The sequence below is a fragment of the Listeria sp. Marseille-Q6474 genome, from assembly GCF_946902005.1.
GTDB lineage: Bacteria > Bacillota > Bacilli > Lactobacillales > Listeriaceae > Listeria > Listeria innocua.
This window is the reverse complement of record NZ_CAMPPS010000001.1, coordinates 58525-85385: the sequence shown is the minus strand read 5'-3', so window position 1 is coordinate 85385 and position 26861 is coordinate 58525. Positions and strand designations below refer to the sequence as shown.

Sequence of the window (26861 nt, the reverse complement as noted above, 5' to 3'; positions counted from 1 at the left end):
TTATTATATCACTTTCCATGTAATTAGAAAAATCTTTCAGCAAATATAAGCGAAATTACTCATGAAAATACAGGTGATTTGTAAAACTAATTAAGTATCGTGTTATTTTAGTACTATAAAATTAAGTTTCTTTGTTTCTGAGTTTAGCCAATTGGTCCTTCGTGATGATAACATCTCGTGGCTTAGAACCATTAATTCCTGAAACTATTTGATGATTCTCAAGAGATTCCATTAATCTAGCCGCTCGGTTGTAACCAATCCTAAAATGTCTTTGCAGTAAAGAGGTAGATGCGGCATTTTGGCTTAAAACAAAGTCACAGGCCTCTTCAAATAATTCATCAGTGTTTTCTTTAACCGATTCTTTTACAAGTAACTCTTGTTCTTCAAAGATGTAATCTGCCTCCCCTTGGCTACGAACATGAGCTACGACTGCATCGATTTCTTCATCACTAACAAATGTCCCTTGAAGACGCACTGGTTTACTTGCACCACTTGGTAAGAAAAGCATGTCCCCTTTGCCAAGAAGTTTTTCAGCACCGCTTGCATCAAGGATGGTTCTAGAATCGATTTGTGAAGACACAGAGAAAGAAACGCGTGTCGGAATGTTAGCTTTAATAAGACCGGTAATTACGTCTACAGATGGCCTCTGCGTCGCTACAATCATATGGATACCACATGCCCGCGCTTTTTGTGCAATACGACTAATAGATTCTTCTACGTCATTCGGCGCAACCATCATTAAATCAGCTAATTCATCAATAACTATTAAAATATATGGTAATTTTTCGCCGGTATGATCAGGATGACTTGCATATTCATTATATTTTTCCATGTTTCTAACGCCGGTATGACTAAAGAGTTGATAGCGACGTTCCATTTCTTCTACAGCCCATTTGAGTGCAACTGTTGCTGCTTTTGCATCTGTAATTACCGGACTGACGAGATGCGGAATACGATTATATGGAGCGAGTTCAACCATTTTTGGATCAATTAAAAGCAATTTCAATTGGTCGGGAGTCGCTTTATAGAGCAAACTTACGAGTAATGAGTTGATACAAACACTTTTACCGGAGCCTGTAGCACCAGCAATTAAGCCATGAGGCATTTTTTGAAGGTCTGTAATAATCGGCGTTCCAGAAATATCAAGACCAAGTGCGGCAGTTAACGGCGACTTAGATGATTGAAACGCTTCTGTATTCATTAACTCAGAAAGCATCACAGGACGACTTGTTTGGTTTGGAATCTCGATACCAACTGTGCTTTTCCCTGGAATTGGAGCTTCTATTCGAATATCTTTTGCAGCTAAGTTTAGCTTAATATCGTCTGTTAAATTAGTGATTTTACTTACTTTGACCCCTTTTTCTGGTTGGACTTCAAATCTAGTTACAGCGGGTCCTTGTGTTCTATTAACAACGCTCGCATGAACATTGAAATTTTCTAATGTTTCATCTAGCATTTCTTGTTGCATTTGTAACCATGAATCGTCTTCTCGTTTCGATACGGGCGGATGTAGCAACCCGAACGACGGAAATTGATAATTGCTTGGATATTCTGGTGCTACTTGTTTTTCTTCTGTTATAGCAACGGGTTGAATATTTTCAGTAATTACTTCTTTCTCTTGAACGATTTCAGCTGCTGGTTCTTTTTGAAGTGCTTGTTTATCTTTTTTTACCATCATAACGTTAAATGGAATTCTGCTTTTCAACATTTGTTCTTGTCTACTTGCTTCGACTTGTTTCTTTTGTTTAGGTACTTGCGTCGTTTCTTCTTGAATAAGGGTCACGCGTTTTGGAGCTGGTTCAACTGGAGTAGCTTCATTAGTAGCTAAAACTGGTTCTTCTACTACTTCCTCAATTCCAACTTCTTCGGGGTAAGTGTCTTCTATTTGTTTTTCAATTTCTGTATCAAAAGCAATTGTTTCTGCTTCTGCTAATTCTGGTAAATCCACTGGAGGAATAGTTAAATCTTCTTGGATTTCTGCAATTTCATCTGGTTCAGACACTGCAAACTCAAATTTACTCGGTCGTTTATTAAATGCATAAACAGGAGAAGGAACATCTGTTGCGGCAAAAGGACGTTTTCTTGTTTCTTCTTTTACAACAGGCTTTTCGCTCGTTTGATGCATAGTTCTAGTTGGTTGCGTTTGTTTTTGTGTTTGAATTGGTTGGCTGACTGGCTTATCAGGTATTAGCGGAAAGCGGAATTCACCTTTCGGATATTGATATACCATTTGTGTTTTCACTTGCCGTTTCACTGGTTGCAGGTGTTTTTGCTTTGGCACTACACTTTTTGGTGTAGGTCGTACAGTTCTTGTATTTCGTTCTTTTGTTTTAATTGCCGTAACTTTTGATTTCGGCTCTACTTCAGGAGCATACGTTACTTTCTTTTCTACTTTTTTAGTAGGCGTATTTTCATATGTATCTATTTCTTCGTCCATATCGCCAAAGAAAAAATCTTTAAACCATCCCATTCATTATCACCCTAAATTTAATTTTCTTGTTTGATTTTAACAGACAAAAACAAAATAATCTATGACAAAATTGTGAATTCGCTATTTTTCGAGCCATATTCGTTATAATACCTTGATACAACTAGGTTTAAACCCGATATAAGTTTTTATTATACCTTGAAAATTATCTTTATTTTGTACGATTTATGTATATATTGTATACAATTAAAGTTATATTGTTCTACATTTTACTCATTTTCACAAAGTAGCGAATTTAGCAAGCAAAAAAGCGCCCGATATAGCATCAGACGCTTAAAAAAATCAATTATTTAAAAATTTACCGGAAACTCTTCTCCCGGAGTAGCGGAATCTTCTAAAACAAGAATACCTTTTTCAGTTGGCGCATTAGGAATGGCTAATTCACGCGCGGCACATACCATACCAAAAGAATCTTCGCCTCGTAAATTAGATGGTTTAATGATTAAACCACTAGGCATTACTGCGCCGATTTTCGCAACCACTACTTTTTGTCCAGCTTCGATATTTGGGGCACCACAAACAATTTGCAATACTTCCCCACCTACATTAATCTGGCATACATTTAGTTTATCCGCATTCGGATGTTTTTCTTTCGACTCCACGTACCCAACTACAAATTTCGGGGTTAAATCAGCTACGATTTCAGGTTCAAATCCCGCTTTTTCGATAACTTGATTCATTAACGCAACAAGTTCTTCAGTTAAATCTACTTTGCCATTTGCAGTAATGTCAAAGTATTTGGAGCTATTAAAAATATTGAAACCTGCAACTTGCTTTGTTTCGCGGTCAAAAATTCGTGCGACATCCCCACGGCGCTCCCACTCGCGATTTTCAAATGTTACTTCGCCTGTTTCAATTAGTAGAGTGTCCCCTACCCCTTTTTCATTATAAAATGCGTTTACTATCACGTCTTCTACTCCTTTAATCTGTTTTTTGCCATTATAAATATCGGTTCAAGTTTACCATTATTATAGACAAATGGCAAAGAGGTTATTGGCACAAGTCCATCTGCGAAAAAGTCCATCGTCATGTGAGCCAGAACGTCATAACCGGTATTATCTTTGATAGCGCCAATAATTAAAACATCTTGATGCGGCACAGCAAGCACCATTTCCCCGGTTAGCTTTTCGCGCATTTGCTGAAGAAAACTAACATTTAGTAAACGACTCGCATCATAGCCATCATTTGTACGTACGAAATAAAAATCATTCCCATTAACCGAATCTTTTTTTAGCGGAATTTCTAGTTTTCCCAGATTATCGAAGGCTGCTTTTCTGACTTCTTCATGGGAAAGCCCTTCTTTTTCCAGCATGTTTTTTTCGATGAAACGGTAGGATTTTCCTAAATCAAATGCATAGAAAATTTTTGTTTCAGCGGTATGTTCATCTGTTAATAGCACTTCTCCCGCTTTGGTGGTATCAGGAAAAGAAGTCGCTCTAACAACAGGAAAAATATTCGCTGTATTGCTTTTGAGTTCAACGTTTCCAGATGCAGCCAGAAAACCTTCTTCGACATAGTAAATAATCTTTTCAATCGCAGCTTCACCATCGTTTTCATAATTTGCGATGATTTGTGGGATAGCCAAAGTTACTTTTTTGCCATTTTGGGTAACCGAAAGTGTGTCACTATCTCGATCGTAAGCAAACTGCCGATTAGGTTTATTCAGTTCCTTCTCTAGTCGTTCTTTCATTTTTAATGTCGTCATTTTTGCCATAGGTGCCTCCCCTTCCATAAAAAGCAGTCACTTTTTATATTGCAGCTAGAAAATCATTAATTTCTTCTTTTGTTTTTCTATCTTTACTAACAAAACGCCCTACTTCTTCACCATCTTCAAAAGCAAGGAAACTAGGGATTCCAAAAATCGCTAAATCAGCACATAAATCAATAAATTCATCTCGATCTACATGATAAAAAGTGAAATCCTCGTTTTCAGCTTCAATTTCTGGCATTACAGGTTCAATATATTTACAATCGCCGCACCAATCAGCGCTAAACATAAAAACAGATTTACCTTCCGCTTTTATCTCATTAAATTGTTCTACTGATTCTAAGTTTTTCATTTTTTGTTCGCTCCTTCTTCTTTCATACTAGTTAAATCCTAACGCCTTAGCTAACTTTCGTCCAGAATAACGCTCATGAAAAAAGTCCGGCTCCGTTATAAGAGCCAAACTTTTCACCGTACTTTAGATCGCGTTTTTTTCTTTTCTATATAAAGATTAAAATAACCAACGATTAACGTCATCACTCCCGCTATTAGAGTGGTAATGATCCAGCCAATTTCAGCATCGCGAAGGTAAGGTATCCCTGTAGCATAACCTACTAAGAATACTAGACTTGCTGCTAAAAGTAGAAACCCAACCAAGAATACTGGTTTTTTCATTATTTTACGCATTATTTTTAATGGTTTCAAAAGTTGTTTTATCCAAACCGCGAATAAGCGTTGTAATCATTTCTTTCGCCGCAGCGTAGTCATCCACATGTAAAATCGAGTTAGATGAGTGAATATATCTAGCTGGAACACCAATTACTGCACTCGGAATACCACTAAGTGACGTGTGAACTTTACCAGCATCCGTTCCACCAGGTGAAACAAAATATTGATAAGGAATTTTATTTGATTCCGCAGTATCAAGTAAAAATTCACGCATACCACGGTGCATAATCATCGTCCGATCAAAAATACGTAATAAGAAACCTTGACCAATATGACCGAATTGCGACTTGTTACCAGTCGTATCATTGGCAGGGCTAGCATCTAACGCGAAGAATAAATCTGGTTTAATCATGTTCGCACTTACACCCGCACCACGAAGACCGACTTCTTCTTGCACATTCGCACCAGCAAAAAGCGTATTTGGTAAAGATTCTCCTTTTAATTCTTTCATAAGCTCAATTGCAAGACCGACACCATAACGGTTATCCCACGCTTTAGCTAAAATTTTCTTTGGATTTGCAAGTGGAGTGAATTCAGCGACAGGAACGATAAATTGCCCTGGCTTAATCCCGATTTTTTCAGCGTCCGCTTTATCATCTGCACCAATATCAATAAGTAAGTTTTTCGGGTCAGTTGGTTTGCTACGTTCCGCTTCTGATAGTAAATGCGGAGGAACAGAGGCTACAACGCCAATTACAGGACCATTTGGCGCCATAATTTGCACACGTTGCGCTTGTAAAACTTGCGGATTCCAACCACCAATTGTTTGGAAACGAATCAAACCATTGTCTGTAATTTGCGTTACCATAAAGCCAACTTCATCCATATGGGCCGCAACTAATACGCGCGGACCATCAGTCGCTCCGTGTCGCACGCCAAAAATGCCACCTAAGCCATCTTGGATAATTTCATCGGAAACCGGTTCAAGTTCTTTTCGCATAAATGCTCGAATTCTATGTTCATCACCCGAAGTACCTTGAAGTTCCGTTAATTCTTTAAACATTGCTAACGTTTCTTTTTCCATTAATAATCATCTCTTTCCGTGTGAAATCTATTTTATTATAGCAAATAAAAGATGTTTCCGCTCGCCATACTTCTCCATTTTATCGAAAGCGCGTTCAAAAATCCTTTTATAATCAAAAATTTGTAGTATAATGGTTAAAAGAGATGTTCGTAAGACGTCTTTTAAAAAGAATAGCAAACACTAGGGAGGAAAAGCGATGAACTGGAAAGCTTTCATTGCCGGCGTTGGAGCAGGAGCAGCAGCTGGACACCTTGTTTATCATTATTTACTTAGCGATAAAACAATTTCAGGGGACGTCATCTTAGAAAATGTAAAAAATGCGTTCAAACAAGAAGGACCTATTGAAGGTTCTTGGATTCAACTAAAAAAGCAACACTATAAAAAATTCGCCATTGATACATTCGTATACCACGGTGGTATCACTTGCATTCGTGAGGGCGAGAAAAAACAATTCGAATTTATCGCAGACGCTAACACAGGAACAATCATTGATGTGTATTTAGCCTAAAAATTAAAACGACTACCCACTTGGGGAGTCGTTTTTTTAACGAATAAAACTGTCAATTTTCTTTTTAATAAGAGCTTCGTCCACCACGCCTTGCTCAATTAGTTCTTTCATTTGTTCTGTATAAATCACTTTTGCTGCTGCATCCATTGCTTTTTTCACAGCTGCTATTTGCTGCATAATTGTTTCTAAATCGCGTTCTTCCTCTGTCATATTTTTGATTGAACGTACGTGACCTTCAATCTTCGCAAATCTTGTTACTAGTGCTTTCTTTTGTTCGTTTTTCATATATACCCCCTTACAGTATATTAGATAGGAACCCCCTACCCAGGTTGTTGTTTTGGCTTTAAATAAAGCTTTATAAGTTATATAATAACACAAAATAAAAATACCCTCAAAAAAAGAAGCGGAATCCCACTTCTTAATTTCGATTTTCTATTTTTAGTTCAGCATCAATTTCTCCATTTGCGCCAATTTTAACTGCTCGGAATCTAGCATCATGGTACGATAAAAACCAATAATTTTTCCCGAAAGTTTGTGTGAAAATATCTTGTTTTGCCGCGATGGATGTCATAGGATAATCGTCATATGCCGTTACCCATAAAACATTTTGGTGAGCGAATGTCGGAAAAATATCTGCCATATGAATCGCTAGTTCTCCACCGGACTCAAACCAAACGGCAGAATGTCCAGCACTATGTCCTCCAGTATGAGTCATTTTAATCGCATCATTAAATCGTTTTTCTTTCGTAAATGTGTGGACTTGCCCTTTTATCGCTTGCCAGTTTTCTTGCCAATAAGTTGCTTTTGAACGAATATTCGGGTGTTGCATTTCGTCCCATTCAATTTCAGAAGTCCAGATTTCCGCATTTGGAAAAATAGAATAATAACCCTCTTCTGAACAACCAGTCAAACCTAACACATGGTCAAAATGTAAATGAGTCATTAAACAGTAGTCTATATCCTCAGGGGCAATATTTAGTTTTGCTAAATCTTCTAATACAAAAGACTCTTCGGTTACCCCGTAATTACGCTTTTGTTTTTCTGTTAGTCGCCCGTTCCCTAGCCCGCTATCAATTAAATAATTTTTCCCTAAATACTGAAAAAACATCGGATCGGTTACATTAGCTAATTGATTTTTTTCATTTGCTGGATATTTTTTCTCCCATAAAGGTTTTGGAACTACCCCAAACATTGCCCCGCCGTCAAAATGAGTATAGCCTCCGCGCAACCAATAAACTTTTATTTCTCCAATTTGAATGGAATCCATTTTTAACGCCTCCAATTAAAAATAAAAACCAGATGCAGCAAGTGCACCTGGTTTATCCTAGTCAATTTCTATCAAATTTTGCTTCAAGACGATAGATTGGGAATCCTTTAGCTGAAAATTTTTCTTCGTATTCAGTTTTTATATTCCCTTTGTAATCGCTATTATGCAAATCAAGTGATACAAAAGTTAGTAACATATTATATTCTGAAAAAGCTACTAATGAATATTCGAACAAGCTGCGGTTATCCGTTTTGAAATGAATCTCCCCTGCTTTTGGTAATAGTCGCTCATAAATAGTTAAGAAGGTTGGATTCGTTAATCTACGTTTTGTGTGGCGTTTTTTCGGCCACGGATCAGAGAAATTCAAATAAATTTGTGCTATTTCTCCTTTTTCAAAAGATTCTTCCAGTAATTTGGCATCTCTTGCAACAAGGCGCAAATTAGGTACTTCTGCTTCAATCGCTTTATCAAGCGCAGAAACTAGGACACTTTCAATCATTTCAATGCCGATATAATTAATTTCCGGATTCGCTTTTGCCATACCACTAATGAACTGGCCTTTACCGGAACCGATTTCGATATGAATAGGATTATTATTTCCAAATACTTCTTGCCAGCGCCCCTTAAAATCTTCTGGGTTTTTAATGTAAATTGCTGGAAATTCTTCCAATCGATCTTTTGCCCATGGTTTATGTTTTACACGCATCTTTCTTTACACCTCATCATCTTCTATTGCATTTTGAAAAATTTGTTTTGCTCGTTCGTATGCTTCTTCTGATTGGTTGGTCGTAAGTTGCATGACGGTTTGGCAAAGTGTATACCATTTTAATTTACGATGTAATTCGCTAGTTAGTGTTGTTCCATAATTAGAAAGCCATTCATCCCAGCCTTCACGCGGGATATATTGGTATAATATCATTCCTAAATCATTTGCAGCATCAGCAAGCATTGCGCCGTCCCAATCAACAAGAAACAATTCATTTTCTTCTGATATTATCCAATTATTGTGGTTGACATCTCCGTGACAAACGACGTAATCTGCTTTCTCGACAGCTGTAATATTTTGCTCTAAATACTCAATTGCCGTGAGCATTGCTTTCGTAGCTTCATTTTTAGCTTCCATTTCTGCTTTTAGACGAGCTAGTAATTGGTGGGCAGAAAAATAGCAGTTTTCGATTTTTTCGAGCATATGGCGTAAGTTTTCCGAATGGTGAATTTTCGCTAAGAGTTTCGCCACTCTAGGACCAACCATTTCCTCACGAGTTAAAATATGGCAATTCACCCATTTTTGCGCAGTGATAACATCTCCGTTTTCTACTCTTCTTGTCCAGACGAGTTTTGGAACAATGTTCTCTACCGAAAGCGCTGCTAAAAAAGGCGAAGAATTTCTTTTTAAAAAGAATTTTTCGTCTTCATGTGTTGCAACAAATGCTTGGCCAGTTTCCCCTCCAGCCGGCGCTATGTCATATTCTCTCCCAAAAAAATTATCTTTCATTTACATGCACACCTTTTATTAGCTCTTTGCAACTTCATTATCCCCTGTTTTTAACTTCCGAACAAATAGGTAACTATTCATGATTTTACTTCTCTTAAGAGCTCTCGTCAAGTCAACATATGTTCGTTCCGCGTATTTTTTTATATATCGAACTATTTTGCATGAAAAAAGCGCATTCTCATTAAATGGAATGCGCTTTTAAATTAATTTTTTATTTCTTCTGTTTTAGTAACAATTGGATCCATTGCGCTTCTATTTTTTTGAATAAATAATGCTAAAATACAAGCTACTACAGAAAGAATTCCTGCGACTAAAAAGGCTGTTTCAATTCCGTGAATAAGCACATGGTTAGCAACTTCTGTTTTCGTTTTTCCAATTACATCAGCTGGACCAAGTTTATCTGCAAAACTCGCGGCACTTTTTGACATTACCGTAATAAGTGCAGCTGTACCAATCGAGCCAGCTACTTGTCTCATCGTATTAAACATCGCTGAACCGTGAGAAGCTAGTTTTAGTGGTAGTGAATTGAGTGCAGCTGTTTGAAGCGGCATCATAACCATCGCCATACCCGCAGAACGAATAGTTTGAACGATAATAATAAAAGTTAACGTGGTTGATTCATCTAGATTTGTAAACATGAAGGTTGAACCTGCCATAATAATTAAGCCTACTAGCGATAAATATTTAGCCCCAAACCGGTCAAACATAACCCCAGTCACCGGCGATAGTATAGCTGTAACAAGCGCACCAGGTAAAAGGACTAAACCAGATTCAAGCGGTGAAAAACCTCGAACAGTTTGTAAGAAAATCGGTAGTAACAACATACCGCCAAAAAGCCCCATCACAACGAAGAAACTAATTGCTGTTGTAAGTGCAAATGTTGGATATTTAAACACTTTAAAATTAAGAAGTGGCGCTTTGTTGCTTGATTGATAACGGATAAAGATACCTAATACTACTAAACCAAGAATAATAAATCCGGCTACTTTCCACGTTAACCAGTCGTGATCTCCGGCGTTACTAAATCCAAGTAATAAACTACCGAACCCAACAGTCGACATAATGACTCCGAGTATATCGAGTTTCGGGAAAGTTCTTTTACCGACATTTTTAAGTAAGAAGATTGCTACTACAATATCAAGTATTGCAAATGGAATAATAATAAAGAATAAATTGCGCCAATCATATTGCTGAACAATCCAACCTGAGAGTGTCGGACCAATTGCTGGGGCAAAGTTCATAGCTAGACCAATTAAGCCCATCGCTCGTCCTCTTCGTTCCATCGGGAATAAGTTTAATACGACAACGGTTAGAAGTGGCATAACTATCCCAGCGCCAATTGCTTGTACCATACGACCAGCAATAAGCATTGTATAATCTGTTGCAAATCCGCCAATAGCTGTACCAATTGCAAAAGTAATCATCGCAAATAAGTAAAGCTGACGAGTCGTAAACCTTTCAATTAAAAAGGCTGTCATCGGGATCATGACACCATTTACTAACATAAAACCAGTAGACAACCACTGTCCTTGACTGGCAGTAATCCCAAAATCTTTCATAATACTTGGTAGCGCGACATTCATCAACGTTTGGTTGAGAATCGTAACAAAGGCGCCCATAAGCATAACAATTAAAATACCATTACGCTTCACTGATGTACTTGCTGCTTTCATATTCAATCTCGTGCACCTTCCCTTTCTAAAATAGTAATTATCTCCTGATGCATTTCTAACATTTCTTTTAACCTTTCTTCGCCAATTTCTAAAATAGGTTCTAAACGGTTAAAAAATACATGATACGTTTCTGCAGCTTTCGTCGCTCCTTTTTCGGTTAATTCTAAGCTAAGCGCGCGTCGATTGCTTTCATTTCTTGTTCGTTTTAAAAATCCGGCTTTTACTAAGCGATCAACAATGCCCGAAACAGTACTTTTTCCAAGTTTCATGCGTTCTGCTAGTTCACCAAGTGTTAAATCCGACTCTTTCTGTAGTTCTCTGATTGCAAGCAATTGTGTCGTTGTGATTTCACGGTTAGCAGCTTCTTCCGCTAGCACGTGATGCGTTTTGCGTTGTACTTCACGAAAAGAGAAAATAACCTCTTTTACTAACTTCTCATCCATTAACTTCCCTCCGTACTGTTCGCCCACAAATATTTCGCATGCGAACTATTAGCCTTTTGAATTATACACCTTCAAAAAAATTTGTCAATTGCTTTAAAACAGTTGTTTTCGTCTGAAAGCGGAGCCAAATGAGTCGTTTCAACGCATAAAAAAGTTATATAAATTTTTACATAGGTGGCTAAACATAAAAAAACCTTCCTTAAAAAAGGAAGGTTAGGATTTATTATTTTGCATATTCTAATTCGCCACAAGCGCGAACGATTTCTTCTACAAAGTAATTATGAAGTTGAGCGGTAATTGGACCACGTTTTCCATCAGCAACTTGTACTCCATCAATGTGAGTAATTGGTGTGATTTCAATTGTAGTACTGGAAATAAACACTTCATCTGCTTCTCGTAAATCTGTTAAAGTGAAATCGGCTTCTTTTACAGGAATACCGTTCTTTTTCGCTACATCAATAATAACTTGACGAGTAATACCATTTAAAATTAGATTGTCGGCAGCATGTGTCCATAAAACCCCATCTTTAATAATGGATACGTTAGAAGCAGAACACTCAGTAACTTGCTCCCCGCGATGTAAAATAGCTTCAAGTGCGTTTTGTTGATGTGCTTTATTTTTCGCTAAAATATTTCCAAGTAAATTTAAGCTTTTAATATCACAACGTAACCAACGTACATCTTCTTCAGTAATTGCTGAGCCACCTTCTATGAATTGACGATCATTTCTTGGTACTTCACGAGCTGCTGCAGTTAATACCCCTTCTAACGGGAAATCATCTGGAAGAACGTGATTACGAGGATTTTGAACGCCTCTTGTTACTTGTAAATATACATTTCCGGTATTGATATTATTTTCAGCTACTAATTTTTCTAATAACGCTCTTAATGTTTCTTTGGAATAAGGAATAACTAAGTCAATTTTTGCTGCACTAGCGTATAAACGATCGATATGCTCGTTATAAGTAAAAAATTTACCATTATATAAACGAACAACTTCATATACTCCATCACCAAATTGGTATCCACGGTCTTCTACGTCAACTGTAGCATCATTTCTTTCTACTAAACGGTCATTTACTAGTACTTTCATGTCGAGTCTCTCCTTGCATAGTTAATTTTTGGAACTATCTAAAAACTTAATGAAACAAAGAAACTGCCACAAAACTAAGCTTTGCAGCAGTTAATTTTTTCAATTATAACCCTTACTTCGCTAATTTGTAAAGTGCTTCTGCGTAAATTGCAGTAGCTTTTAATAAATCATCAAAATAGCTGAATTCGTCTTTTTGGTGCATTGTATCTTCGCGGCCTGGGAACAGTGCGCCGAACGCTACTCCTGTTTCCATATGACGTGCATAAGTTCCCCCACCAATCGCTAGCAAGGTAGCTTCTTCACCTGTTTGTTTTGTATAAACTTCTTGTAAAGTTTGAATAAGCGGGTGATCTTTTGGTACGAAAAGCGGTTTGGAATCATCGTAATGTGTATATTGAGCGTTGTACTCATATACAACTGTTTGCATTTTATTTTTTAGTTTATCCATATTAGCTGTCACTGGGTAACGGAAATTAAGACCGTATTTACCACCTTCTGCTACATCATAACGAATAACGCCGACGTTCATTGTTAATTCGCCACTTTCTACGTCTTCATAGCTAATACCAAGTTTTACAGCACGAGAATCACCGAATAAGTAATCGCGACCAAATGTCACAAAATCATTTGCAGCACCAGTTAATTTAAATTTACCTAGGAAAGCTACTAAGTGAAGACCAGCATTTATGCCATTATTTGGTTCCATCGCATGAGCGGATTTTCCGACGATATTGATTTTAACTGTTTTGCCGTTTTCTTCTAATGAGCCTTCAATTGGATGATTTGCTAAGAACGTTTTAAATTCACTTGCTACTTTATCAAAGTCTTTTACGTCTTCAATAATAGCTGTAGCGTGGTCAGGAACCATGTTATAGCGTTCGCCTGATTCTACACTAAGTAGACGGAATGCTGCTTCTCCGCTTGCTTCTCCGTCTTTAAAAGATACATCTAGTTCTGAGATACCTTTTTCAGCGTGAATGATTGGGAATTCTGCATCTGGAACGAATCCTAGTGTTGGTTGTTCTTCTGTTTCAAAATAACGTTCTACACAGCTCATACCACTTTCTTCATCAGAACCAACAATGATTCTAACGCGGCGAGAAAGAGGTAAACCTAGTTCTTTAATAATTTTTAACGCATAGTAACCAGCAATTGTTGGGCCTTTGTCGTCTGCAACTCCGCGCGCATATAGTTTACCATCGCGTAATGTTGGTTCAAAAGGTCCATTAGTCCAGCCATCACCAACTGGCACTACATCAACGTGTCCTAATACGCCAACAAGTTCTTCTCCTTGACCATATTCAAGGTGTCCAGCAACATTACCAACTTCTTTCGCGGTAAAGCCGTCTTTTTTACCTAATTCAATCATATAGTCGAGTGCGCGTTTAACATCTGGTCCAAACGGCGCATCTTCTGTTTTTTTACTATCATCGCGAACACTCGGAATGCGAAGAAGCCCTTTTAAATCTTCTAAGAAATCATCTTTACGTGATTCCACTTCTTTTTGCCAATTAATTTCTGTCATAATTATTATTCCCTCCTTCAAACTTATCTTCTCTATTGTAAACTGTTTTCACGCCGCTTGGAAGTCGGAACTACTATTTTCTCATAAAACCTTTAATTGCTTCAAAATCCCAACGTTCCATCCGCGAAGAAAATACGACATCCATTATGTTCAGACTTTCTTTTTCAAGTGGTAAGAAGCGATATTCTTCGTGTTCATCAGACAACACTACTTCCCCTTCTTCAGGCATTTCCACTAAATAAATAACGCCTGTAATTTGGTAGTCTTCATGAAAAAACTCCCATGTGTCATATAAGATAAATGGTTGGACTTGTAATTTAGTTTCTTCATAAACTTCTCTAAAAAGCGCTTCTCCGTGAGTTTCACCGTAGTTCATACGGCCTCCCGGAAGTTCAAATACTTCGCCTTCTACGCCTCTTTTTTTAAGAGCTAAAAATTTACCATCTTTTACGATAACTGCTTTTACGGCAGGATATATAGGTTTCATTTTACAAAAGCCTCCTTATCATTTAAGATAAACATGATTTATCTGTTCTTTATTTTACCCGGTTGAGTAGATAAAAGCCAGTGTCATAAGGAGGTTTTACAAAAGTGAAGAAAATTACACCGAAAGCAATGTGCGCGTGGATTCCAAAACGTGAAGATGAAACACATAAAGGTGATTACGGGCGCGTTTTAATTGTCGCTGGAAATAAACAATTTGGTGGGGCCGCGATTATGGCTGCAGAGGCTTGTGTTAAAAGTGGTGCTGGTTTAACAACGGTGGCCTCAGATAGTGTTAATCGCCCTGCGCTGCAAACACGAATTCCTGAATGTATGTTTATTGACTACGAAAACATCACAAGTCTAAGTGAACAAATTAATCATTTTGATACCATTTTAATTGGTCCTGGACTTGGATTAGATGCCTATGCCGAAGAAATTTTTCGATTAGTATTACAAAATTCAACAGAACATCAACAACTAATTATTGACGGCGATGGTATTACTATTTATGCAAAAGGGGAAAATCCTCATCCTGCCGCCAAGCTTACCTTTACACCACATGCAGGTGAATGGGAACGACTGAAAGCACTAGCACCTGAAGCAGAAACGCCAACTGATGTCGCACTTCATATTGACGCAACGATTGTTCTAAAAGGGCATCGTACAAAAGTGTATTCAGGTGAATCAGCATGGCAAAATATGTACGGCACTCCCGCAATGGCAACAGGTGGCATGGGCGATACTCTCGCTGGAACGATATGTGGCTTGATGGCACAAACAGAGAAGCCGCTTACCGGAACATTAGCTGCTGTTTTTCTTCATAGCTATATTGGAGAAATTTTAGCTAAAAAACGCTATGTTGTGTTGCCGACTGAAATTGCTGAAGAGTTACCGACCTATTTGAAAATTTTTAGCGAAACAGACGAACATGCTTAATAAAAAATCCTCTCTTTATCTAAAGAGAGGATTTTTTTACGATTTATTAAATTTATTAGCCCATAAAGCTAATTTTTTATTCCAAATAAAGTAACAACCAATTCCGCTGAAAATAACAGCATTTCCAATTAAGAATCCTGCTACAACATCACTTGGGAAATGTACTCCTAAATAAACGCGGGAATACATAATAAACAATACAAGCCCTAGCGCAAGAATACTAATCGCAAAACGAAGCCATTTATGACTAACATATAAAATTAAAAAGAACGCTAGCATTCCATAAAAAACAGTTGAACCAGTCGCATGACCACTTGGAAAACTAAATCCACCTTGTTCGATTAATTTATAGGTTGGTCTTGGGCGCTGAACGATATTTTTAATGATTGATGGAATAAGCGCCCCGCCAACTAGGACAATCCCACCAAACCAAATTGCCGTATCCACTTTTTTCATTAGAACAAGCGCAATAATAACAACAACGGTTAAAATACAAATGGTCGCTACCCCGCCAATATCAGTTAAATAAGAAATCAGTGTAGTTTTTGTATCCGTTATTCCGACCCGAATAATACTATTCCAGTACTGGTCAAACGTTTGAATCCATTTTGCCCCAGTCATAACGCCTATCATAAAGAAAACAAATCCAAGGAGAGCAATGCCACTAATTACAAATGATGTTTTTTTCATAAAATCCTCCTAGCGAATTCTTAATTTCTCACGTAATCTAGTACCACGTGGGCCAAATAATTTATCAGACAAGTGAAGTTTGAATGCCATATAACCGTAGAAAACAGCACCCGTTCCTCCGCAAATAAGCGTCAATACTAGCGCAGACATTTTACGATCCGGACTAATAAAGTTAGCAAGTCCCATGTACAGTCCGATGACAATAACGCCCATCAAAGCTGTCATAAAGAAGAAAAGCACCGTTCGCCGCAAAATAACTTTAAACGAGAAACGAACATATTTTTTAATAATAAATAACATGAACAGACAAGATACTGCATAACCAATACCAGTTGCAATGATTGACCCAGGCGCTTCAAACATCATAATGAGCGGCATTTGTAATACCGATTTCGCTAGTAGCCCTAACAGCAAGCCTAGCACTGTGAATCGTTGTTCATCAATCCCTTGAAGAACAGCCGCGGAAACACTAAACAATGAAAATAAAATGGCGATTGGTGCAAATAATTGTAATAGCGCTGTCCCATTATCACTAGGTGCGAAAAACACTGTGAATAAAGGTCTCGCTAGCATAGCAATTCCAAAACAAGCTGGAATCGTTAAGAATAATAAAATTTGAAAAACATCATTGAGTTGACGCTTCACTTGCGCGTACTCTTTCCTTACATAAGCACCAGTAACAAGTGGAACAAGTGCCATCGAAAACGCAATTGCCAACGTCCCTGGAATCATAATTAATTTTTGTACATCAAAGTTAATAATTGCTACAAAAGAATTGACCAAATCAGGAGCAGTTCCAATATATTCTAACACTCTTCCTAAAGTGAATTGGTCAATTAATTGATAAAGCGAAGTAGCAGACCCAACTATAATAAAAGGAATTGCCGAAAGAATAATATCTTTATATAGTGTCGGAATGGAAATTTTTACAGTGCCTCTATCTTCTAAAAGCATTCGGTCCAGTCCAGGTTTTCGTTTATAAAAATACCAAAGTAGTAATAGTAAACTCGCAAAAGCTCCAACAAAAGCTGAAAAAGTAGCGATACTAATTGCTGTAACTACATTCCCGTCAAGTACATACATTACAATGAAAGTCCCCGCAAGCAAGAACACAATACGAACAACTTGTTCTAACACTTGAGATACAGCAGACGGCCCCATCGAATTATATCCTTGGAAAAAGCCACGAAGCAAGCTCATTACTGGAATGATAAGTAGCGCGAAACTAACTGCACGAATAACTTGAATACCATCCGCTAAACTATATCCGCCTTCCAACTGCTGCATTCGAGCGAGCGTTGGAGCAAGTCCATACATCGCAAGGAAACAAACAATCCCAGAAAAAATCATTAAATATACACCGGTTTTAAATAATCGACGACCTACAGCATATTCTTCCATGGCGTTATATTTCGCTATATATTTGGCAACAGCTAACGGTATCCCAGCAGTTGCAATGCTTAAGAATAATTGATACGGTACATAACCGAAATTATACAGAAGCGCTGGTTCATCTCCTCCAATAATCGCATAAAACGGAATCACATACAATATTCCGAGCACTTTAGAGATTAATGTCCCTAGCGTCAGAATAAATGTTCCTCTGAGCAGTTTTGAACCCATCGTCTAACTTCCTTTACATTAAATTATATATCCTTGTTTACTTTACCATTAACTCTTTTAAAAAAAAAGAACAAACCCAAATAAATATCGGCTTGCTCTTTATAAAAAGGTTAAATCAAATGAAGTTTTTTACGAATTTTATACATCCGGTCACCTAGAATATAGTTTAATAGCCCTGCTTTTGCAGCTAAAAAGGCATAAATATAAGCCCCCACTCCAGCTGATATAAAAACAATCACTAATGCAGTAAATCGTGCATGCGGATTTAAGAATAATGCGAGCCCATGATAAATGAGCCAAACACTAACTAACATCACAAAACTTATTCCAAGAATTAACACCAGACGTCTAATAATATACTTAAATGAATAATGAGCATATTTTTTAATAATAAAAATGGTGAACAGCACAGAAACAATGTAACCAAGTCCGGTCGCAAGTGCGCCACCTTTTGCACCAAGAAGTAAAATTAGCGGCATTTGTAGTACGGATTTTGTTAGTAACCCGAGAAGTAAACTAAGTACTGTATAACGTTGCTCGTCAATCCCTTGTAGAATCGCAGCAGTAACACTAAACAGCGAGAAGAAAATTGCAAATGGAGCGAAAAAGCTTAGCAACATTGATCCATCAGCGTTATAACCATAAAATATCGTATAGAGCGGATCGGCCAAGAGTGCTATTCCTAAACAAGCTGGCACGACTAAAAATAGCAATACTTGAAAAACAGCTGTTAGATGATGGTGCACTTCACGAATACGACCTTTATGAAATGAAGCTGCCACGAGTGGAACGAGCGTCATCGAAAACGCTAACGCTAATGTCCCCGGAATCATAATGATTTTTTGGACAGAAAAGTTGAAAATAGAAAGTAAATCTTCCGCTGCCTTCCCGGGCATGCCATCGTATGTTAAAACACGCGCAAAGGTGAATAAATCAATTTGTTGATATAGTGACATCGCCATTCCTACTATAATGAAAGGCACTGCTGAGATAGAGATTTCTTTTAATAAATGTAATGTCGACACTTGTAATTTATTTTCACTGCCGGCAATCATTTTTTGAATACCGGGTTTACGTTTTCGGTAATACCATAGTAGACAAATTAAACTGAAGAAAGCTCCAACAAAAGCAGCAAAAGTCGCTAAGCTCATTGCTGTTACAAGGCTTCCACCAATAAGATGAAGTACAATATAGGTACTTGCAAGCAGGAAAACGATTCTTGCTACTTGTTCAATTACTTGCGATACAGCAGAGGGTCCCATTGAATGAAACCCCTGGAAATAACCGCGAAGTAAGCTCATTACTGGAATAATAAGTAACGCAAAACTCACTGCACGAATAACGGTTGTAATATCTTGAATGCTCGTTCCGCCACTAACCTCTTGCATCCCAGCTAAAAGCGGTGCAAAAATATACATAATTAAAAAACTAATAATCCCGGTAAATATCATCAAATATGTACTAGACCTATACAATCTTTGGCTTAAAGCATATTCATTTAGCGAATTATATTTAGAAATGTACTTAGCAACTGCTAATGGAACTCCAGCTGTCGCAATATTTAAGAAGATTTGGTAGGGAACATATCCGTATTGATAAAGAATCGTTGCCTGTTCCCCGCCAGCAATCCAGTAAAATGGAATAACATATAAAATCCCTAAAATTTTCGATAATAAAGTTCCCGCAGTAAGTACGGCCGTTCCTCGCATTAATTTTGAACTCATAATTTCTATTACCTCAATTGATTTTTTCTTTTAAGTCTGTCTGTTATATATGTTTATGTAAAAATCATTCTTACATTACTACTTTTAACGCATTCTTCTAAGATTTAAAATACAAGTTACACTAAGAGCAAGTAGCACTGCTGGTAAAATAAGCGAAACAAAGTTCACACCACTATTAATCATTGATAAAACGACACCAAGAATGGTAAACGCACCATATAAATAAAAAACAAGCGGTGTAATTATAATGCCTTTTCTAAGTTTGTTATAAGAAAGGAATAGCATAATCGTAAATGCGATACAAATAACAGCCATTATCGTTGTCGTCATAATCGTATTTTGAACGACAGCGGTTGCATTTGCATTAGCAAGTACTTCTTTTCTTTGTTGTAGAGCAATAAGTCCCACAATAGAAACGCTACTTAATACGGCTTGGATAGTAGATACAATCGCTATCCCAAGTGTTACATTTTTCGTGTTATTGAGCATTCTTGCATGCTCTGGTTTTACTTCAACAGACATTCTTACAACTCCTCTTTAACATTCTATACACCAGACTTTACCATATTTAAAGAGAAATTGTAAGTAGTAATTAGTTTTCGATTTGAACTTCTGCTGCATTTTGTAAAAACGTACCTAACTCCCTCGTTTCCCCGTCATGCAACATTTGTACGACCTTACTTCCAATAATCACACCATCACAAACACGCGCAAATTTTTCCACATGTTCAATAGAAGAAACTCCAAAACCTGCAAGAACAGGAACAGGGCTAATACTTTTTAAATAAGCTAAATGGGTATCAATATGCGTATTAAATTCATTTCTTACGCCCGTCGTCCCGTTGACTGTTACGGCATAAATAAAACCTTCTGCTTGGTTAGCTATTTCTTCTAAGCGCTCTTTCGGACTGGTTAATGAAACAAGCGGGATGAGCGCAATATCTGTTCCTTTTAGTTCGGGTGTAATAAGCGTACGGTGTTCATAAGGTAAATCAGGAATAATAAGTCCTTTTACAGGTGTTTTTTGAACCATTTCGATAAATTTTGGAATACCTAAATGAAAAATCGGATTAATATAGCTCATAATAATTAGTGGAATTTGCACCTTGCTTGTGGCTAATTTAGTTAAAATTGCTTCTAAACTAACTCGTTCTTTTAATGCGCGCAAACCAGCAAGTTGAATGACAGGGCCGTCAGCAACTGGATCAGAAAAAGGAATCCCGATTTCAATCGCGCTAACGCCGGATTTTTCAAGGAATAATAGTTGTTCTTCTAGATTATCTAAACCACCATCGCCGCCCATAATATAAGTTACTACAGCAGCATGGTCTTTATTCGCTAATTTTTTTGATAATGTTTTAGTCATTAGTTTGCCCCTCCAATCGTTCTTTTAATTGATTAACATCTTTATCCCCGCGACCAGATAGGCATACAACCATACTTTCATCCGGACGCATCTGGCTTGCAAGTTTCACAGCATAACTAATGGCATGCGAACTTTCAAGTGCTGGAATAATCCCTTCTGTCCGGCATAAAAGTTGAAAAGCTTCGACTGCTTCATCATCTGTAACAGAATGATACTCAGCGCGACCTAAATCACGGAAAAAACTATGTTCCGGCCCAATACCAGGATAATCTAATCCCGCGGAAATCGAGAAAGCTTCAAGGATTTGTCCATTTTCGTCTTGTAAAACATCCATCATTGCCCCGTGCAAAATGCCAATCTCGCCTTTAGAAATCGTGGCTGCATGGAACTCTGTTTCAAGACCATGACCAGCAGCTTCTACGCCGTGCATTTGAACAGAAGAATCATCCACAAACGGATAAAATAAGCCCATCGCATTACTGCCACCACCTACACAAGCCACAATCGCCTCAGGTAACTTACCTTCTTTCTCTAGATGTTGTTTACGTGCTTCTGTCCCAATGACACTTTGGTAATCACGAACAATTTCTGGGAACGGATGGGGCCCAAGAACAGATCCCATAATATAATGCGTGTCTTCCACATTCGCCACCCAGAACCGCAGTGCTTCATTTACGGCATCTTTCAAAGTACGGCTGCCAGCTTTCACGCTGACAACTTTTGCGCCAAGTAACTCCATTCTAAATACATTAAGCGATTGACGTTTAACATCTTCTTCTCCCATGAAAATAGTACATTCCATATTAAAAAGTGCTGCTACTGTCGCTGTAGCTACACCATGTTGCCCTGCTCCAGTTTCTGCCACTACTTTTTGCTTGCCCATTTGCCGCGCAAGTAAGGCTTGTCCAATCGTATTATTGATTTTATGCGCACCAGTATGATTTAAATCTTCTCGTTTTAAATAAATTTTAGCCCCGCCAGCATAGGCAGTAAGTTGTTCCGCAAAATAAAGCGGCGTTTCCCGGCCTACATATTCTTTTAAATAGTAATTTAATTCTTTTTGAAAAGCTGCATCTGTTTTAGAAGCTCGGTAAGCCTCATCTAATTCTTTCACTGCTTTCATTAAAGTTTCTGGCACAAATCTGCCACCGAATTTTCCGTAAAAACCATTTTCATCAGGTGCTTGATATGTCATTATTTTCCAACTCCTTTTGCTGTTTTAATGAAGAATTTAATTTTTTCAGGATCTTTTTCACCATTTGTTTCTACGCCAGAAGAAATATCGACGGCATATGGTTCAAAGCGACTAATAGCTTCTTTCACGTTTTCGGCATTTAAGCCACCAGCAATGATTAATTTATTTTTTATTAGTAAATCGCTATTTATTTTATCCCAATCAAAAGTTTTCCCGCTGCCGCCCTCGTATTCTTCTGCCGGAGCATCAAGTAAGATATAAGCATTTGAATAATCATTTATATTGTTAGGAAGTTTGCCCTCTTTAACTGGAAAAGCTTTAATTACTTCGGCATCGGTGCGGTCTGCTTGCTCGGTTGGTTCTTGTCCATGGAGTTGCACAATGTCTAGTGGTACGCCTTTAATCGCAGCAGTTAACTCTTCTTCAGTTGGATTAACAAAAACGCCAACTTTCTTAATATTAGGTGGGATGTTTTTAGCTAATTGGTGTGCTTGTTCAATCGTAACTTGGCGTTTACTTTTCGCAAAAACGAAACCAATCATATCCGCACCATTCTCAACTGCTGCTTTTACATCGACACTTTTTTTCAATCCACAAATTTTTACAATCATCGTTTCACCTTCAAACTTTCTGCTGCTTTTTGTGGAGTTTTGTCTCGCATAAGCGCTTCTCCAACAAGCACCGCATTAAATTCTTTACTCACTCGGTTAACATCGTCTGCCGTTTTAAAACCCGATTCACTAATGAAACATGCCTCCGTTGAAAAATCACTCGCAACCATTTCACTTACCGCAATATCTACTTCAAACGTGTGCAAATTCCGATTATTCACTCCGATTAATTTAGCTCCAATCTTTTGAGCGAGAGCTAATTCGTCTCGGTCATGTACTTCTACTAATACTTCCAAATCAAGGGCACTCGCTTGTTTAAAAAGTAAGGCTAGCTCATCTTCCGTAAGAGCTGAAATTATTAGTAATACAACCGTTGCTCCAGCATTTCGAGCGCGAATTAATTGTTTTTCACTAATAATAAAGTCTTTACACAGTACTGGAATTGCTACGTTTTTCGCTACTTCTCGTAAATCTTCAATCGATCCTTTAAAGAAAATCGGGTCGGTTAATACAGAAATCATACCTGCTCCAGCTGCCTCATACGATTTTGCTTGAGCGACTGGGTTCACATCCATATTTATTTCACCTTTTGAAGGCGAGGCGCGTTTTACTTCCGCAATAAGTTGCATTTGTTCCGTATTTTCTTTTAAAAAATCATAAAACGAATAAGTTTTCCGTTTTTCTGCTACTTGTTCTAATGGCATTTCAGCTACCTCTACTGCTTTTTGAGCTAAAATTTCTTCTAAAAATGTCATTTCGCTAGCACCTCTTTTTGATAAGTAATTAAATCTTGCAATTTTTGTTTAGCTAGACCACTTCTAACTAGGTCGCGGGCTAAATCAACGCCTTCTTTTACTGTTTTTACTTTGCCATTTGCGAATAAACCAAATCCGGCATTTAGCAAAACAGTGTCTAAATAGGCACCAGGTTCGCCGTCAAGTACACTACGAAGAATTGCTGCATTTTCTTTTGCATCCCCGCCCCTAATTGCTTCTAGTGGGTAGCTAGCTAAACCGACTTCTTCAGGTTTTAGTGTATATAAGTGAACTTCCCCACTGTCATATAATGCGTAATGATTTTCACCGGCTAGAGAAGCTTCATCCATAAAGCCCGCCCCATTTAAAACTACGGCCCGTTTTCGTCCAAGTTGTCCTAAAACTTCCGCAGTTTGTCTGATTAAATCACGACGATAAATACCCATTAATTGTGTTTCGAGATGAACCGGGTTGGTTAAAGGTCCAATCAAGTTAAAAATGGTTGGCGTCCCAAGTTCTTTCCGAACGTCCATCACGTATTTCATATTAGGGTGAACATGTGGTGCGAATAAAAAGGCAATCCCTACTTTTTCAAGTAAATAAGTCATATCTTCAGGACGCATATTAATATCAATCCCTAATTCCTGACAAACATCCGCACTACCTGAACGACTAGAAATACTTCGATTCCCATGTTTCGCCACTGGAATTCCTGCTGCTGCAAGGACGAATGCCGACGTTGTACTGATATTAAAACTATTCGATTTATCTCCACCAGTTCCGCAATTATCCATCGCAGTTCCAGCTGGGAAATCCACTTGAATCGCAACTTGCTGCATCGCTTCTGCTATTCCAGCCATTTCTTCTGCGGTTTCTCCTTTGACTTTAAGTGCCATTAGAAAGGCAGCAATTTTCGTTTTTGAAAGTCGGCCTTCAAAAATTTCTGTTGCAACGATATTCATTTCTGCTTTTGATAGATTTTTTTGGTCATATACTTTTTGTAATAAGATTTCCATTTTCTCCCGCCCTTTCTACTATGTGAATAAAGTTTTCCATCATTTGTTTTCCGTCATTCGTGCCGATTGATTCTGGATGAAATTGCAATCCATAAACCGGATAATTTTTCAGTTTCATTGCCATTACTTCCGCATCATCCGTCGCCACTGCTAATACTTCTAAGCAATCTGGCAAAGTATTTTTATCTACTATTAAAGAGTGATAGCGCATCACAGGCATTTCTTTTGGCAAGTTAGTAAAAATGGCTCCACTTGTTTGCCGCATCAGCGAAACTTTACCATGACGAATTTGCTTTGCTCGTTTTACTTCTCCGCCAAATACCTCACCGATCGCTTGGTGTCCTAAACAAATCCCAAGTAGTGGTTTTTCTTTCGCAAATTTGAGAACAACTTCTTCCAAAAGTCCGGCTTCACTCGGTTTTCCTGGTCCTGGTGAAAGAACAATTCCATCCGCCAAAGCCGCATATTCCATTAAATCCACGGCATCATTTCGTTTTACTATGACATCACTGAACTCTGCCAAATACTGTTCTAGGTTATACGTAAAAGAATCATAGTTATCAATTAATAAAATCATTCTCCCACCTCCAAAAGGGCTTTCGCTTTTTGTAATGTTTCCAAGTATTCACTCTCAGGTTCTGAATCATAAACAATTCCCGCGCCAGCTTGCACATAAGCTTTTCCATCATGGAGTACCATCGTTCTAATCGAAAGAGCAAAATCAGAATCACCATTTTTCGTTAAGTAACCTACCGCACCAGCATATGGTCCACGTTTTACATTTTCCCATTCATAGATTCGCTCCATGGCTCTTATTTTTGGTGCTCCGCTAACTGTACCAGCCGGCAGCGTCGACCGAAGAGCATCCATCGCACTTAATCCTGGTTTTAATGTACCTTCAACAACAGAAACTAAATGCATCAAGAATCGGTAACGTTCGATTGTTAGATATACTGGTACATGAACCGAACCCGTTTCTGCAATTTTTCCAATATCATTACGTCCTAAATCCACTAACATTCGGTGCTCTGCAAGTTCTTTTTCATCGGATAATAATTCCGCTGCCAGCATTTCATCTTCTTGTTTTGTTGCCCCGCGACGCCTTGTACCAGCAATTGGATTTGTCGTAACAGTCCGCCCTTTCGTTTTAATTAAACTCTCTGGTGAAGAACCAATTAAGACCGTATCGCCAAAATCAATGAAAAAGAGATAAGGAGAAGGATTTAACAACCGTAATTTTCGGTAATAATCAAACGGCTCCACTGTAAAATCTGCCTCTAATCGCTGAGAAAGTACTATTTGAAAGAAATCGCCATCTTGAATATAGGTTTTCGCTTTTTTGACTAAGTTCATATACTCCTCTTTTGAATAATTGCTTTTGTAAGTCATTTTCGGAACTTGAACTGCTTTGTGTTCGTCTTTTTTTGGTGTTGTAAGTTCTAAAAACATCGCTTCAAGTGCCTCATCTAGTTCCGCTTCACTTCTCCCAGAGTAGCAATTATCTTGCACTAAAATAAGTTCTTCCGCTTGATGATCCATAATGACAAAACTTTCATATATATAAAAACGAATATCTGGCATGTCCCGCGTTTCGACTGGAATATCACCTAAATTTTCATAAAGTGCAATAACGTCATAACCAACATAACCAATTGCCCCTGAATCTAAAGGCAAGCTTTCTTCCTCCGTCTTTGCTTTTTCAATAAATAGTTCAATTTCTTTTAAAGGGTCTGTCACTATTTGAAGTGCCCCGTCTATATAATATTCATGTTGATATACTTTAATTTCATGCACAGGATTGATAGCAATAATAGAATATCTTCCTGCCTCTGCATCTTTTGCAGCTCCTTCAAGTAAGCTTTTGCCTGTTCCGGAAAGACGTTGAAAGGCTAAAATCGCGGTTAATGTATCTGCATCCATTCTTTTCATTTTTCTCATTTAAATCATCCCTTCTTCATTAAAATAAAAAAAGCCCTCTGAAAAAGCCTACTATCATGCTTTTTCAGAGGACGAGTTATCGCGGTGCCACCTCATTTTAGGGAATTCCCCCTATCTCAGTGCTGCTTTTTTGCAGCTGCTCTATAACGGGAGCTCCCGTTCACCCCTACTTCATTTCAAGGTATCACGCACAAGGCCCATTCCTATTTCATCTATTTATTAGCTCGCACCAAACGCTAACTCTCTTTGAAAATCGATGAAAAGTACTATTCTTGTTTCATGTTTTCGTTTTATAAAATTAAAAAAGGGCCTCTCTCCAAGCCTAGCAAATATACTAGACAAGGACGAGAGACCCGTGGTACCACCTTGATTAACTGCAAAAACAGTTCACTTAATCCATCCAAATTCCGAATGGGCGCCTTGTGTAACGATAAGGCCTAATCGCTGCATCCTACTAAGGAAATTCCTTTTCAAACCAGAGCTCAGAAGTCCATTCACATCATGTCCGCTACTGACTTTCACCAACCGTCAGCTCTCTAAAAACTTTCATCATGCTACTTACTCTTCATCA

Annotated in this window: 27 protein-coding genes, 1 pseudogene and 2 other annotated features (1 of these 30 running past the window's edge); of the genes and pseudogenes, 2 read left to right on the top strand and 26 right to left on the bottom strand. The window is 37.9% G+C overall.

The genetic code is table 11. From position 1 onward, the window contains the following. Window positions 1-121: 121 nt before the first annotated feature. The 6 genes and pseudogenes from OC533_RS00440 to OC533_RS00415 form a co-directional block, all read right to left on the bottom strand. Window positions 122-2470, bottom strand: a complete 2349-nt coding sequence (locus tag OC533_RS00440; RefSeq protein WP_194323486.1) for a DNA translocase FtsK — start codon at window positions 2468-2470, stop codon at window positions 122-124. 308 nt (window positions 2471-2778) lie between these two features. Next, on the bottom strand, window positions 2779-3396 hold the full coding sequence (ytpR, locus tag OC533_RS00435; RefSeq protein ID WP_033532980.1) for a YtpR family tRNA-binding protein: 618 nt from the start codon (window positions 3394-3396) through the stop codon (window positions 2779-2781). A 5-nt stretch (window positions 3397-3401) separates the two neighbouring features. Beyond that, window positions 3402-4202: a DUF1444 domain-containing protein gene (locus OC533_RS00430; RefSeq protein ID WP_194323487.1), complete on the bottom strand. Its 801-nt coding sequence runs from the start codon at window positions 4200-4202 to the stop codon at window positions 3402-3404. A gap of 34 nt (window positions 4203-4236) precedes the next feature. Further along, window positions 4237-4551, bottom strand: a pseudogene (locus OC533_RS00425) (thioredoxin family protein); the annotation flags it as partial. Between the two features lie 110 nt (window positions 4552-4661). Then, window positions 4662-4880 carry a hypothetical protein gene (locus OC533_RS00420; protein ID WP_003772062.1) on the bottom strand — a complete coding sequence of 73 codons (219 nt, stop codon included), beginning with the start codon at window positions 4878-4880 and terminating at the stop codon, window positions 4662-4664. Next, on the bottom strand, window positions 4873-5946 hold the full coding sequence (locus OC533_RS00415) for a M42 family metallopeptidase (RefSeq protein WP_194323488.1): 1074 nt from the start codon (window positions 5944-5946) through the stop codon (window positions 4873-4875). Before OC533_RS00415 ends, OC533_RS00420 begins: the two co-directional genes overlap by 8 nt. A gap of 196 nt (window positions 5947-6142) precedes the next feature. Between OC533_RS00415 and OC533_RS00410 the strand changes: the two genes are divergently transcribed. Further along, window positions 6143-6454 carry a PepSY domain-containing protein gene (locus OC533_RS00410; RefSeq protein WP_003762492.1) on the top strand — a complete coding sequence of 104 codons (312 nt, stop codon included), beginning with the start codon at window positions 6143-6145 and terminating at the stop codon, window positions 6452-6454. Between the two features lie 36 nt (window positions 6455-6490). Here OC533_RS00410 and OC533_RS00405 read toward each other — a convergent pair whose 3' ends face one another. The 9 genes from OC533_RS00405 to OC533_RS00365 form a co-directional block, all read right to left on the bottom strand. Then, complete coding sequence (locus OC533_RS00405) at window positions 6491-6739, bottom strand: metal-sensitive transcriptional regulator (protein ID WP_194323489.1); 249 nt, start codon at window positions 6737-6739, stop codon at window positions 6491-6493. Window positions 6740-6872: 133 nt separating this feature from the next. After that, window positions 6873-7721 (bottom strand): MBL fold metallo-hydrolase, encoded by an 849-nt coding sequence (locus OC533_RS00400; RefSeq protein ID WP_194323490.1) that lies wholly within the window; start codon window positions 7719-7721, stop codon window positions 6873-6875. A gap of 61 nt (window positions 7722-7782) precedes the next feature. After that, the gene (gene trmB / locus OC533_RS00395; protein ID WP_194323491.1) at window positions 7783-8427 is read right to left on the bottom strand and encodes a tRNA (guanosine(46)-N7)-methyltransferase TrmB; all 645 of its coding nucleotides are present in this window, start codon (window positions 8425-8427) and stop codon (window positions 7783-7785) included. A 6-nt stretch (window positions 8428-8433) separates the two neighbouring features. Beyond that, window positions 8434-9216: a phosphotransferase family protein gene (locus OC533_RS00390; protein WP_045553091.1), complete on the bottom strand. Its 783-nt coding sequence runs from the start codon at window positions 9214-9216 to the stop codon at window positions 8434-8436. Between the two features lie 203 nt (window positions 9217-9419). Then, complete coding sequence (mdrM, locus tag OC533_RS00385) at window positions 9420-10895, bottom strand: multidrug efflux MFS transporter MdrM (RefSeq protein ID WP_072218547.1); 1476 nt, start codon at window positions 10893-10895, stop codon at window positions 9420-9422. After that, window positions 10892-11332: a MarR family winged helix-turn-helix transcriptional regulator gene (locus OC533_RS00380; protein WP_003762499.1), complete on the bottom strand. Its 441-nt coding sequence runs from the start codon at window positions 11330-11332 to the stop codon at window positions 10892-10894. Before OC533_RS00380 ends, mdrM begins: the two co-directional genes overlap by 4 nt. Window positions 11333-11555: 223 nt before the next feature. Continuing rightward, a complete protein-coding gene (gene dat, locus OC533_RS00375; RefSeq protein WP_194323492.1) occupies window positions 11556-12425 on the bottom strand; it encodes a D-amino-acid transaminase in 870 nt (289 codons plus the stop codon). A gap of 112 nt (window positions 12426-12537) precedes the next feature. Beyond that, entirely contained in the window at window positions 12538-13950 is a 1413-nt protein-coding gene (pepV, locus tag OC533_RS00370) for a dipeptidase PepV (RefSeq protein ID WP_185501164.1), read from the bottom strand. Window positions 13951-14023: 73 nt separating this feature from the next. Continuing rightward, window positions 14024-14437 carry an NUDIX hydrolase gene (locus OC533_RS00365; protein WP_070023869.1) on the bottom strand — a complete coding sequence of 138 codons (414 nt, stop codon included), beginning with the start codon at window positions 14435-14437 and terminating at the stop codon, window positions 14024-14026. Between the two features lie 104 nt (window positions 14438-14541). Here OC533_RS00365 and OC533_RS00360 point away from each other — a divergent pair, with 104 nt between their 5' ends. Then, complete coding sequence (locus OC533_RS00360) at window positions 14542-15372, top strand: NAD(P)H-hydrate dehydratase (protein WP_003772085.1); 831 nt, start codon at window positions 14542-14544, stop codon at window positions 15370-15372. Between the two features lie 36 nt (window positions 15373-15408). Here OC533_RS00360 and OC533_RS00355 read toward each other — a convergent pair whose 3' ends face one another. The 11 genes from OC533_RS00355 to trpE all read right to left on the bottom strand — a co-directional run bounded on the left by OC533_RS00355 (window position 15409) and on the right by trpE (window position 26290). Continuing rightward, the gene (locus OC533_RS00355; RefSeq protein WP_194323493.1) at window positions 15409-16062 is read right to left on the bottom strand and encodes a phosphatase PAP2 family protein; all 654 of its coding nucleotides are present in this window, start codon (window positions 16060-16062) and stop codon (window positions 15409-15411) included. Window positions 16063-16071: 9 nt separating this feature from the next. Beyond that, window positions 16072-17685 carry a polysaccharide biosynthesis protein gene (locus OC533_RS00350; RefSeq protein WP_003772090.1) on the bottom strand — a complete coding sequence of 538 codons (1614 nt, stop codon included), beginning with the start codon at window positions 17683-17685 and terminating at the stop codon, window positions 16072-16074. A 110-nt stretch (window positions 17686-17795) separates the two neighbouring features. Further along, window positions 17796-19409 carry a polysaccharide biosynthesis protein gene (locus tag OC533_RS00345; protein ID WP_003772092.1) on the bottom strand — a complete coding sequence of 538 codons (1614 nt, stop codon included), beginning with the start codon at window positions 19407-19409 and terminating at the stop codon, window positions 17796-17798. An 84-nt stretch (window positions 19410-19493) separates the two neighbouring features. Then, complete coding sequence (locus OC533_RS00340) at window positions 19494-19931, bottom strand: hypothetical protein (RefSeq protein ID WP_003762507.1); 438 nt, start codon at window positions 19929-19931, stop codon at window positions 19494-19496. A gap of 70 nt (window positions 19932-20001) precedes the next feature. Next, entirely contained in the window at window positions 20002-20775 is a 774-nt protein-coding gene (gene trpA / locus OC533_RS00335) for a tryptophan synthase subunit alpha (RefSeq protein ID WP_185482035.1), read from the bottom strand. Next, window positions 20768-21970, bottom strand: coding sequence for a tryptophan synthase subunit beta (gene trpB, locus OC533_RS00330; protein ID WP_003772095.1), 1203 nt, complete (start codon window positions 21968-21970; stop codon window positions 20768-20770). The genes trpA and trpB overlap by 8 nt, the downstream gene beginning before the upstream one ends. After that, on the bottom strand, window positions 21970-22581 hold the full coding sequence (locus OC533_RS00325) for a phosphoribosylanthranilate isomerase (protein WP_194323494.1): 612 nt from the start codon (window positions 22579-22581) through the stop codon (window positions 21970-21972). The genes trpB and OC533_RS00325 overlap by 1 nt, the downstream gene beginning before the upstream one ends. Continuing rightward, entirely contained in the window at window positions 22578-23336 is a 759-nt protein-coding gene (gene trpC / locus OC533_RS00320; RefSeq protein WP_185549635.1) for an indole-3-glycerol phosphate synthase TrpC, read from the bottom strand. The genes OC533_RS00325 and trpC overlap by 4 nt, the downstream gene beginning before the upstream one ends. Next, window positions 23333-24352, bottom strand: coding sequence for an anthranilate phosphoribosyltransferase (trpD, locus tag OC533_RS00315; protein ID WP_185520334.1), 1020 nt, complete (start codon window positions 24350-24352; stop codon window positions 23333-23335). The genes trpC and trpD overlap by 4 nt, the downstream gene beginning before the upstream one ends. Next, window positions 24324-24929, bottom strand: coding sequence for an aminodeoxychorismate/anthranilate synthase component II (locus OC533_RS00310; protein WP_194323495.1), 606 nt, complete (start codon window positions 24927-24929; stop codon window positions 24324-24326). The genes trpD and OC533_RS00310 overlap by 29 nt, the downstream gene beginning before the upstream one ends. After that, the gene (trpE, locus tag OC533_RS00305; RefSeq protein WP_194323496.1) at window positions 24926-26290 is read right to left on the bottom strand and encodes an anthranilate synthase component I; all 1365 of its coding nucleotides are present in this window, start codon (window positions 26288-26290) and stop codon (window positions 24926-24928) included. Before trpE ends, OC533_RS00310 begins: the two co-directional genes overlap by 4 nt. Before the next feature lie 64 nt (window positions 26291-26354). After that, window positions 26355-26579, bottom strand: a binding site (T-box leader). Window positions 26580-26627: 48 nt separating this feature from the next. Then, window positions 26628-26861, bottom strand: a binding site (T-box leader); it runs 10 nt beyond the window's last position.